This window comes from Galactobacter valiniphilus (genome assembly GCF_003575975.1).
Taxonomy (GTDB): Bacteria; Actinomycetota; Actinomycetes; order Actinomycetales; family Micrococcaceae; genus Galactobacter; species Galactobacter valiniphilus.
Genome location: NZ_QQXK01000030.1, coordinates 34,444 through 42,644, shown reverse-complemented (window position 1 = coordinate 42,644; position 8,201 = coordinate 34,444). Strand labels below are relative to the sequence as shown.

Genomic DNA, 8,201 nt, shown 5'->3' with positions numbered 1-8,201 from the left:
AACCGCGAGCACTACCGACTACGCATGCTCCTCATCGGCGGCGGACTGACCCACCCCCACCTGAAGTAGGAAGAGCCGGGAATGAACTACCCCTCCTGAAGAACGTCTTCGACCTTCAGGGCCCAGCTCAGGTGCTCCGCGCGAAGATGCCGGCTGAGCTCGCGCATGGCGGTGTCGATCTCGGCGAAGGTTTCCGTCCACCTCCCGTATGGAGAGAGGCCGATGCTGATCTCGGCTTGCCAGTGGGTGTGAGGCTCGTCTTGGTCGGTTGGCTGGATTGAGATGTGAACTGGGGCGAATCCTGAGGACCCGGCGAGGCGGTCTCTAACAAACTGGGCCAGATCCAATCGCGTCGTCTCCGCCACAGTGTCGGGGCGGTCACCCGGAATGCGGTAGCGCTTGGTAATCCGGGGTGTCTTTGCCACGGCTTTGCCGGTTGTTTCATAGAAGGAGGGACGCAGCCCTGGTGCTCCGAGGTAGGCAGCTCGCACCTCCGATTCACGATTGGCCAGTCCTTCGCGCGCGAGCTTGCACCACCGGCACTGGATCTCATGCGCATCCGGCAGATGACCTAGGTTCTGTGCAACGTCCGCGAGAGTGCGTCCGCACGGCAGTGATTCGTTCATGGCTGCCCTCCTGTGGCCGAGTTCTTGATCTTGACCCGCGCGCGAGCGAGCCGTCCACGGAGAGTCGAGACGGAGACGTTGGCGATTCCGGCAGCCTCCTCGTAGCTCAGTTCCTCAAGTACAACCAGGGTGAAGGCTTCACGCTCGCCCATGCTAAGTCGACGTAGCACGTCCAGTGCGTCTTCTGCTTCGGACCGGAGGACACTTAGCTCCTCTGGAGTACGCGCCTCCGTCGGCAGTGCAGTGTCGAGCACAGTCTCCAGGGAGTCCTCACTCCTGCGTCCGCGGACTCGATGAGCATCCATACAGAGGTTACGTACCATCCTGAACATCCAGGCGATGAATCCTGAACGGTCTCGCAGCGAGTCAAGACGAGTCCATGCTCTCACCCATGCTTCCTGGACCGCCTCCTCGGCGTCGCCTTGGCGCCCCAGCAACGAGTAGGCATATCCGTGCAGCCGGCGCGAAAGCAGACGCACGAGGTCGTCAAATGCCTCGGCATCACCCTCCTGCGCTCGACCCACGAGACGTGAAACCGGCACAACCCTCACCCCCGTCCGTGTGTGTACACAACCATTGCATGGTCCCCTCGCGAAAGCCCACGAATAGATGTGACCCATCTCACGTCTTGGTCGTGTGACGATGGGGGTTCGGATGCCGTCTAGCTATAGACAGCACGTTCTTACGAGGAGGAATCATGAGCCAGAACAACAGCCCCGTCGTTCGCCCCACGGGAGAAGAGGCCGCGCGGGCTTCGAAGAAGGAGGCCCAGGACACTGAGGTCGAGGTGCTCGGTCCCCTTCACACAGAGCACGGCAAGACCACGATCGAGGACCGTGTGGTCCAGAAGTTGGCTTCCATCGCAGCGCGCGAAGTTCCGGGTGTGTATGCCATGGGCAACGCTGCTCGCCGCACCTTCAACTCGATCGCAGAACGCATTCCGGGGGCCTCTGCGAACACCTCAGGCGGGGTGAGCGTGGAGAAGGGCGAACAGCAGGCTGCCATCGACGTCACGATCGTTGTGGAGTACGGGTACTCGATTGTCGATGTGTCGGAAGGCATCCGCTCCAACATCATCGACTCCGTTCAGCAAGCCACGGGGTTGGAAGTGCTTGAAGTCAACATCGAGGTGTCCGACGTCCACCTTCCCGAAGACGACGACGTCGAAGCCGAGCGAAGCGATCTCAAGTAACCACGGCGCAGTGTCACGCGCTCGATTCAAGGAGGTAGTGCCGTGAAATTGATGCACTGGGGCATCGTGGCTGGTCTCGTCATCGGACTGGTCCTGGCCTTCGGATCATTCACTCAGCTGATCATCGTCCTGTTCTTCACCTTGCTCGGGGCGGTCACGGGTTGGGTCCTACAGAACAAAGCAGACCTCTCCGCCTTCATAGCCGACCGCAGGAGGTGAGGCAGGTGTCGACACGAGGAACAACACACGTCCCTGATGCGGTGATCGCCAAAGTCATCTCCCAAGCAACAAGCGAAGTGGCTGAAGTTGGCTCCTCGTCAGGTGGTGTGCTCGGCGTCGGACAGAGACGTGATTTCAGTAAGCGCCCACGTGTCGACGTCGAACTCTTCGGAGCAACGGCGCTGGTCACGATCGACTTGGGCTTGCTCTATCCCAGCCCACTCGAGACCACGGCCGAACGTATCCGCGAAGTGGTTACGAGCCGCCTCGCCCGCGATGTTGGCATCCATCAGGCGCAGATCGACATCCACGTCTCGTGGCTGTACCCCGCCGAACCGACCGTCAAGAGGAGGCTCAAGTGAGAAACTTCTGGCACGTTCGCCCAGCACGAACCATCGCCCTCGCGATCTTCTCGCTCCTGGGGCTATCGGCATCTGTGCTGGCGGTGTGGGCGGGGATACGCAGGCTCGACCAAGGCTCCTGGCCTGAACCGGTAGGGGAATGGCTGGCTGTCCTCAACCGCGCTGCCCTCAACAGCAACCTGGTCCTCACGATCGGCGTGAGCCTCTGCGTTCTGGGAGCCATCGCTTTGGTCTGCGCTCTTGTTCCCGGGCGTCACAAGACCACGCCTCTGCAAGCCAGTACCCCGGGCGACGAGCAGGTGCTAGCCCTGCGAGGCCTGAGCGATTTGGTCCGCGCTACCGCCGAAAGTACCGACGGGGTGGCATCAGCGCGAGTCACGGCGAGACCTAACCGCATCGACCTCAGCGTACGAACACCGTTGCGTGCTACTGAAGGAGTACGCGAGAGCGTTCTGGATCGGACCAACCAGCTCGTCTCTGAACTACCCCTGGACACGAAGCCATCAATCCGCATCCGCATGCAGACGGAAGGAGACTGATATGTCTGAGAAAAAGCAGGTTCAGAGCATCTCGAAGAAGCTCGGCATGGGCCTGATGCTCATGTTGGTCGGTTGGCTGCTGGTCAAGCGTCAGTCTCGACGTACCGGGAAGGTGGCATCCAAGCTGGTGGCCCGACAGCGAGAAGCAGCGGCCCGCAAGATCGATCGTGGCCGCGTCCCAGCGGCCGTAGTTCGAGCCGTGAGGGGGCGGCACTAGTGTGGCGCACACACGGTCCACGTCAGCGAGCGCTCTTGGCCATCGGGGCGGTCGTCATTCTTGGCGTCGGAGTGCTCTCGCTGTTGTCACCCCAGCTCTGGGGCGGCAACTCCGAAGCGATGCCGCAAGTTGACGATGTAGTTCGGTGGTCGGGGGACCAAGTCGCGACGGGTTTGATCGTCGCAGGTTTCCTCCTCGCATTGGTCTGCGTTTGGGTCCTTCTTGCGGCAATGCCTAGGAAACCTCCGGTCAGGACACTCCGCTTCAGTTCAGGCCAAGGGGCAAGTACGACGATCAGATCAGACGTGATTGCCAAGGCCGCGCAAGAAGCTGCTGAGCACAGCGGCCTGATCACCACCGCCCGTGTGCGGATCTCAGGCAGCGCAGCCACCCCATCGCTCTACGCCACCTTCAGCGTTCGTAGCGATCGTCCACTCGCTGAAGCGGTTCACCTCGTCAACGAGCGCGTCATCACTGACATGGAAACCGTTCTTGGAGCTCAATTCGCCGAGAAGCACATCCGCTACGACGTCAACGATGAGCACACCAAGAACTCCGGTGCGCTCGAACTCACTTCCCTACCTGCCACCGCGGGCTAGAGGACCATCGCTCGGAACAACTGCGAGCACTCACATCACATAGGGGGACCACATCATGGGTTTCATCGGTTGGATCGTTCTCGGACTCATCGCCGGAGCCATCGCTAAGGCCATCCTTCCTGGCAAGCAGGGAGGCGGCTGGATCGCCACCCTCATCCTCGGCGTCGTCGGCGCACTCCTCGGAGGCTGGATCGGACAGAGTCTCTTCCACGCCGACGTAGACAAGTTCTTCTCACTCTCGTCCTGGCTGTTGGCCATCGGCGGATCGCTGATCGTCCTTCTGATCTGGGGCTTCATCACCGGACGCAACAAGAACAACGCCTAACAGCCTCCACCCAACCACAAACAAAAACACAACAAAGGAGATCATCATGAGCCTGGCAGACAAGGCAAAGAACACCGCGGACAAGGTCGCCGGCAAGGTCAAGGAGACCGCCGGAAAGATCGCTGACAACGAGCGCCTCGAGGCCGAGGGCAAGGCCCAGCAGGCCAAGGGCGACATCAAGCAGGCCGGCGAAAACGTCAAGGACGTTTTCAAGAAGTAACCATCGGCAAGAGAGGGGCCCGGGCCGCAACGGCCCGGGCCCCTCCGTGCCTGCTTGACCACTCACCGCAGGGAAGAGGATCACCATGAAGACGTCATGGGCAGGACTGGCCAGGGCGCTTGAACACGCACTCATGGCCTACGACGAGGTGCGCGAGTGCACGGTCGAGCTCTCACCGGACCGCCAGCACGCCTGGGCCGTGATCATGTTGGAGTCCCTCGCCGAACCCGACCAGCGCCGATGGCAGTCCCTCTTCCGTGCCACCAGCGCCAGCCACGGCGTACCTTCGACCTTCGACTACGAAATCAACGTCCGAGCACGCTAAAGCACCCCGCGACGTGCCCGCCCGCCAAGTGCAGAGCGGTGCGCCGACGCCCCGCCATCAAGCCCTAAGGACCTCGCTGTGGCCAGCATCGCTGTTATCTGGAACCCCTCCAAGACCGAGCGCGCGGAGCTCGCCGCGATCCTGGAGGACGAAGCTGCCAACGACGTGTCGTGGCACGAGACCACCGAAGACGACCCAGGGCAAGGCGCCGCAGGTGCAGCCCTGGCCACCAGCCCCCAGCTGATCCTTGCCGCCGGCGGAGACGGGACCGTTCGCGCGGTCATCGAGCGCCTGGCTCAAGAGAAGAACCCGCCTGCCCTGGGCATCCTTCCCCTTGGCACCGGAAACCTGCTCGCCCGGAACCTCGGCATCCCCATCGGAGACCTCGAAGCCGCAGCTGACCGAGCCCTCAGCGACGCACCGCCGAAGCCCCTGGATGTGGGCTGGATCGACTACGCAACCCCCGACACCTCCCATCGCATGGCCTTCGCCGTTATCGCCGGGATCGGCATCGACGCCCAGATGATCGTCGAAACCAACGACAAGCTCAAAGCCATGACCGGATGGCTGGCCTACATCGAATCCCTGGGCCGGGCACTCAAGACCACCGACCTCATCGATGTCGACCTCACCATCGACGACATGCCAACCCAGCACGTCAAAGCCCACACCTTCCTCCTCGGCAACTGCGGCACTCTCCAAGGAGGACTTACCCTCCTGCCCGACGCTGACCCTTCCGACGGTCAACTCGACCTTCTCGTCAGTAGCTCTACCGGGGCCAGCCAGTGGCTCGGGACTGCCAAAACCATGCTCTGGGACAACGGCTTCAAGCGCCTCCTCGGAAACAATGAGCCCGCAACAGACAGTGCCTCCACCATTCACCGCACCTTCACTAACCTCAGCCTGGTCCTCCCGGAGCCACGCCACCTCCAAATCGACGGCGAAGACATCGGACAGGTCACCCACTTGCGCGCCAGCATCCAAAAACACGGCGTCCTGGTCCTTTAGCATCCGAGCCACGGCTCCCGCAGCAATGAGAATTCCGGCCGTCCTGACCGCGCAGCACTGGGAGGCCCCGTAGTTGCTGCGTCCATAAAACTAATGTTTTACGAGACACACGCCACTCCCCCGCCCGGCCGACGGGCTCCCGCGCCAGATCAGGACGCGCCCTGACGCACAAACTTGTCTCACCGTGAAGCGTGTCACGAACACGCTTGCCAGGGGTTGTTGGGACAGACTGGACGCATGAGGCTTCTCGGATACACGCGCGTCTCCACCCAGGCACAAGATCCCACCCTGCAGATCGACGCGCTCGTCGGCGCCGGCGTGCAGCGCCGTGACATCTTCTCCGACGTCACCTCCGGGGCGAAGAACGCCCGCGAGCGGCCACAGATGAAGAAGCTCCTGGACTACGCGCAGGCTGGTGACACGGTTGTGGTCTGGCGCATCGACCGACTCGGCCGATCCCTCATCGACGTCCTCAACACCGTCAACGAACTCCGCGGCCACGGCGTCGAAGTGCGTTCCCTCTCTGACGGCATCGACCCCACCACCTCTTCCGGACGCATGATGCTCGGCATGCTCGCCACCCTGGCCGAATACGAACGCGAACTCATCACCGAACGCGTCAACGCCGGCATCCAAGCAGCCAAAGCCCAAGGCACCCGCTTCGGCCGCCCACCCGTCAACCCCGACACCATCGCCCGGAAACTCGCCATCGCCGCAGACGAACGCAAGAAAGGCCGAACAGCGGCCCAAGCCGCTGCCGCAGTCGGATGGTCCAGAGCCTCCCTCTACCGACACCAACAAGAGGCGGCAAGCCAAGTCGCAACCCCGGAGCCGGCTACGGATCCGACTGGTTTAACCTAGCGGGTCTGTTGGGTCGTTCCGTGTATGTGTCCGGCCCCTTCGCTACACTGAGTCCGTGCCGGGTGACCACGTTTTCCTTTCGTATATCAGTGAAGATTCCGCAGTGATCGATGAACTGCAATCGGCACTTGAAGCGGCCGAATTCGTCGTCTGGCGTGACAAGGACAAGTTGTGGCCGGGCGACGACTGGCAGAACGAGATCCGGAATGCGATCCGCGGCGGGTCCTTCGTCTTCTTGGCCTGCTTTTCTTCGAATCTGGCGAAGCGCGAGAAGTCATATCAGTTCGAGGAGCTGACCCTCGCTGCTGAGGAGTACCGCTTGCGTGCTCCCGATGCCAAGTGGCTCATGACCGCTCGCCTCGACGAGTGCGAGATCCCTGAGTTCGACCTTGGCGCCGGACGCACACTGGATCGGACGATCCATCGCACTGATCTGTTCGGACCACAGAAGTCCGCGAACGTGGCCCGCCTCGTCGTTGCGATTCAGCGTGCGATGGGAAGCACTCCTGGCACACCTCCGGCCTCGGTCTCGAAGGTCGCGGCTGATGCCGGGCGAGCCAAGAACGACGACGTCGAGCACCTGCGAGACCTGTTGCGGAACCCTTCCCTCGTCATGGACTACGACGAGTACCTCTCAGGTCTGCGGGTGCCGATCCGCGAGACTCTTGCCAACCGCGATGAGTTCCCGATGTCGGTGGCGTCCGGCACGAAGGTGGATCCAGATCTCGCGCGTTCCTGGATGGGTCGACTTCGCCGCTACGACGACGTCATGGCTCCGGCGCTGATCCCACTGAAGCTCATCGCGATGTACGGGACGCCGACGCACGAGCAGGAGCTCACCAAGACGCTTCAGGTTCTCGCTCAAGAATCTACCCAGCGAGAGGGCATGGATATCTTGACCTCGCTGCATGAGTACCCGGCTCTCCTCGCAACGTACGCGACAGCGCTGGGGGCCACTACGAAGCTCAACTACTCGATGCTTCGCGCAGCGACTGCCGACGTCCGCGTTAGTTCGCTGGGACGTCCTCGAGTGCCCTTCATCCTCACTTCCGGAGGCCGGAGCATCGTGGAGCACGATCGATGGAGTGCCTTCGGAACCCTGATCTGTCTCGAAGACGACGGAAATGAAATTCAGGATGATGAGATCGACAAGCTGCTGAAATCGGGTGGAGGGCGCCGGTTCACGCCTGTATCTGATCACCTGTTCACCCTTCTCGCTCCGCTCTACCGGCCCCAGTTCGCAAGCGACGACGAGTACGCGGAGGGATTCGATCGGGTCGAGGTGCTCCTGGATGCAATCTCGGAGGATGCTCGTGCCCAGGAGGACCAGTACTACTACGGCGCGCACGGCGGGTACGGGAGGTACACCTGGAGAGGCAAGCACCGGTACCGCGGAACCGGGGCGGAGATGGAACTGTTGATGGAAGCTCAGTCGCATGGCGCTGGATGGACGCCCCTGCTCGGAGGACTCTTCGGCGGTGACTCCGAACGTGCGATCTCAGCGCTCACGGCTGTCAAGGACCTTGCGACGAGCATTCGCTCGTCGCATTGGTGACCGTCACTGAGGAGACACGGAGCGGATGCGTCAACGCACTGCTGCGGCGCAACCCGGTGAACCCGAAGCTGAGGGAGAGCGTTGACTTGGCCACGAGGGCGAGCGGCCGGCGCCAGAGGCGTACTTCGTGAAGAACCGCACGCAGCCAGCTGC

Annotated in this window: 14 protein-coding genes; 12 read left to right on the top strand and 2 right to left on the bottom strand. The window is 62.1% G+C overall.

Going from position 1 to position 8,201, the window contains the following annotated elements; translation table 11 throughout:
* Positions 1-86 precede the first annotated feature (86 nt).
* Together DWB68_RS16045 and DWB68_RS17255 are read right to left on the bottom strand one after the other, a co-directional pair.
* A complete protein-coding gene (locus tag DWB68_RS16045; protein ID WP_147391689.1) occupies positions 87-626 on the bottom strand; it encodes a hypothetical protein in 540 nt (179 codons plus the stop codon).
* Positions 623-1,246: an RNA polymerase sigma factor gene (locus tag DWB68_RS17255; RefSeq protein ID WP_119425623.1), complete on the bottom strand. Its 624-nt coding sequence runs from the start codon at positions 1,244-1,246 to the stop codon at positions 623-625. The genes DWB68_RS16045 and DWB68_RS17255 overlap by 4 nt, the downstream gene beginning before the upstream one ends.
* Before the next feature lie 77 nt (positions 1,247-1,323).
* Between DWB68_RS17255 and DWB68_RS13385 the strand changes: the two genes are divergently transcribed.
* From DWB68_RS13385 to DWB68_RS13340, 12 genes are all read left to right on the top strand, one after another.
* Complete coding sequence (locus tag DWB68_RS13385; protein WP_119425622.1) at positions 1,324-1,818, top strand: Asp23/Gls24 family envelope stress response protein; 495 nt, start codon at positions 1,324-1,326, stop codon at positions 1,816-1,818.
* Between the two features lie 42 nt (positions 1,819-1,860).
* Complete coding sequence (locus DWB68_RS16310; protein ID WP_158588318.1) at positions 1,861-2,037, top strand: DUF2273 domain-containing protein; 177 nt, start codon at positions 1,861-1,863, stop codon at positions 2,035-2,037.
* Entirely contained in the window at positions 2,034-2,399 is a 366-nt protein-coding gene (locus tag DWB68_RS13380) for an Asp23/Gls24 family envelope stress response protein (protein WP_325048569.1), read from the top strand. The genes DWB68_RS16310 and DWB68_RS13380 overlap by 4 nt, the downstream gene beginning before the upstream one ends.
* Entirely contained in the window at positions 2,396-2,938 is a 543-nt protein-coding gene (locus DWB68_RS16040) for a DUF6286 domain-containing protein (RefSeq protein WP_147391688.1), read from the top strand. The genes DWB68_RS13380 and DWB68_RS16040 overlap by 4 nt, the downstream gene beginning before the upstream one ends.
* A 1-nt stretch (position 2,939) precedes the next feature.
* Positions 2,940-3,155, top strand: coding sequence for a hypothetical protein (locus DWB68_RS13375; protein ID WP_119425620.1), 216 nt, complete (start codon positions 2,940-2,942; stop codon positions 3,153-3,155).
* A 305-nt stretch (positions 3,156-3,460) separates the two neighbouring features.
* Complete coding sequence (locus DWB68_RS13370; RefSeq protein WP_119425619.1) at positions 3,461-3,754, top strand: hypothetical protein; 294 nt, start codon at positions 3,461-3,463, stop codon at positions 3,752-3,754.
* A gap of 55 nt (positions 3,755-3,809) precedes the next feature.
* Positions 3,810-4,079: a GlsB/YeaQ/YmgE family stress response membrane protein gene (locus DWB68_RS13365; RefSeq protein WP_119425618.1), complete on the top strand. Its 270-nt coding sequence runs from the start codon at positions 3,810-3,812 to the stop codon at positions 4,077-4,079.
* A 46-nt stretch (positions 4,080-4,125) separates the two neighbouring features.
* Positions 4,126-4,299: a CsbD family protein gene (locus DWB68_RS13360; RefSeq protein WP_119425617.1), complete on the top strand. Its 174-nt coding sequence runs from the start codon at positions 4,126-4,128 to the stop codon at positions 4,297-4,299.
* An 85-nt stretch (positions 4,300-4,384) separates the two neighbouring features.
* Positions 4,385-4,624: a hypothetical protein gene (locus tag DWB68_RS13355; protein WP_147391687.1), complete on the top strand. Its 240-nt coding sequence runs from the start codon at positions 4,385-4,387 to the stop codon at positions 4,622-4,624.
* Between the two features lie 78 nt (positions 4,625-4,702).
* Positions 4,703-5,632 carry a diacylglycerol/lipid kinase family protein gene (locus DWB68_RS13350; RefSeq protein ID WP_119425615.1) on the top strand — a complete coding sequence of 310 codons (930 nt, stop codon included), beginning with the start codon at positions 4,703-4,705 and terminating at the stop codon, positions 5,630-5,632.
* A gap of 237 nt (positions 5,633-5,869) precedes the next feature.
* On the top strand, positions 5,870-6,493 hold the full coding sequence (locus tag DWB68_RS13345; RefSeq protein WP_119425614.1) for a recombinase family protein: 624 nt from the start codon (positions 5,870-5,872) through the stop codon (positions 6,491-6,493).
* A 55-nt stretch (positions 6,494-6,548) separates the two neighbouring features.
* Positions 6,549-8,048, top strand: coding sequence for a toll/interleukin-1 receptor domain-containing protein (locus DWB68_RS13340; RefSeq protein ID WP_119425613.1), 1,500 nt, complete (start codon positions 6,549-6,551; stop codon positions 8,046-8,048).
* The last annotated feature ends 153 nt before the right edge of the window (positions 8,049-8,201 follow it).

Bases quoted from the DNA above. Each gene is read 5' to 3' on its own strand.
- DWB68_RS16045 (WP_147391689.1), bottom strand. From the start codon at position 626: ATGAACGAATCACTGCCGTGCGGACGCACTCTCGCGGACGTTGCACAG.
- DWB68_RS17255 (WP_119425623.1), bottom strand. From the start codon at position 1,246: ATGGGTCACATCTATTCGTGGGCTTTCGCGAGGGGACCATGCAATGGT.
- DWB68_RS13385 (WP_119425622.1), top strand. From the start codon at position 1,324: ATGAGCCAGAACAACAGCCCCGTCGTTCGCCCCACGGGAGAAGAGGCC.
- DWB68_RS13375 (WP_119425620.1), top strand. From the start codon at position 2,940: ATGTCTGAGAAAAAGCAGGTTCAGAGCATCTCGAAGAAGCTCGGCATG.
- DWB68_RS13365 (WP_119425618.1), top strand. From the start codon at position 3,810: ATGGGTTTCATCGGTTGGATCGTTCTCGGACTCATCGCCGGAGCCATC.
- DWB68_RS13360 (WP_119425617.1), top strand. From the start codon at position 4,126: ATGAGCCTGGCAGACAAGGCAAAGAACACCGCGGACAAGGTCGCCGGC.
- DWB68_RS13355 (WP_147391687.1), top strand. From the start codon at position 4,385: ATGAAGACGTCATGGGCAGGACTGGCCAGGGCGCTTGAACACGCACTC.
- DWB68_RS13345 (WP_119425614.1), top strand. From the start codon at position 5,870: ATGAGGCTTCTCGGATACACGCGCGTCTCCACCCAGGCACAAGATCCC.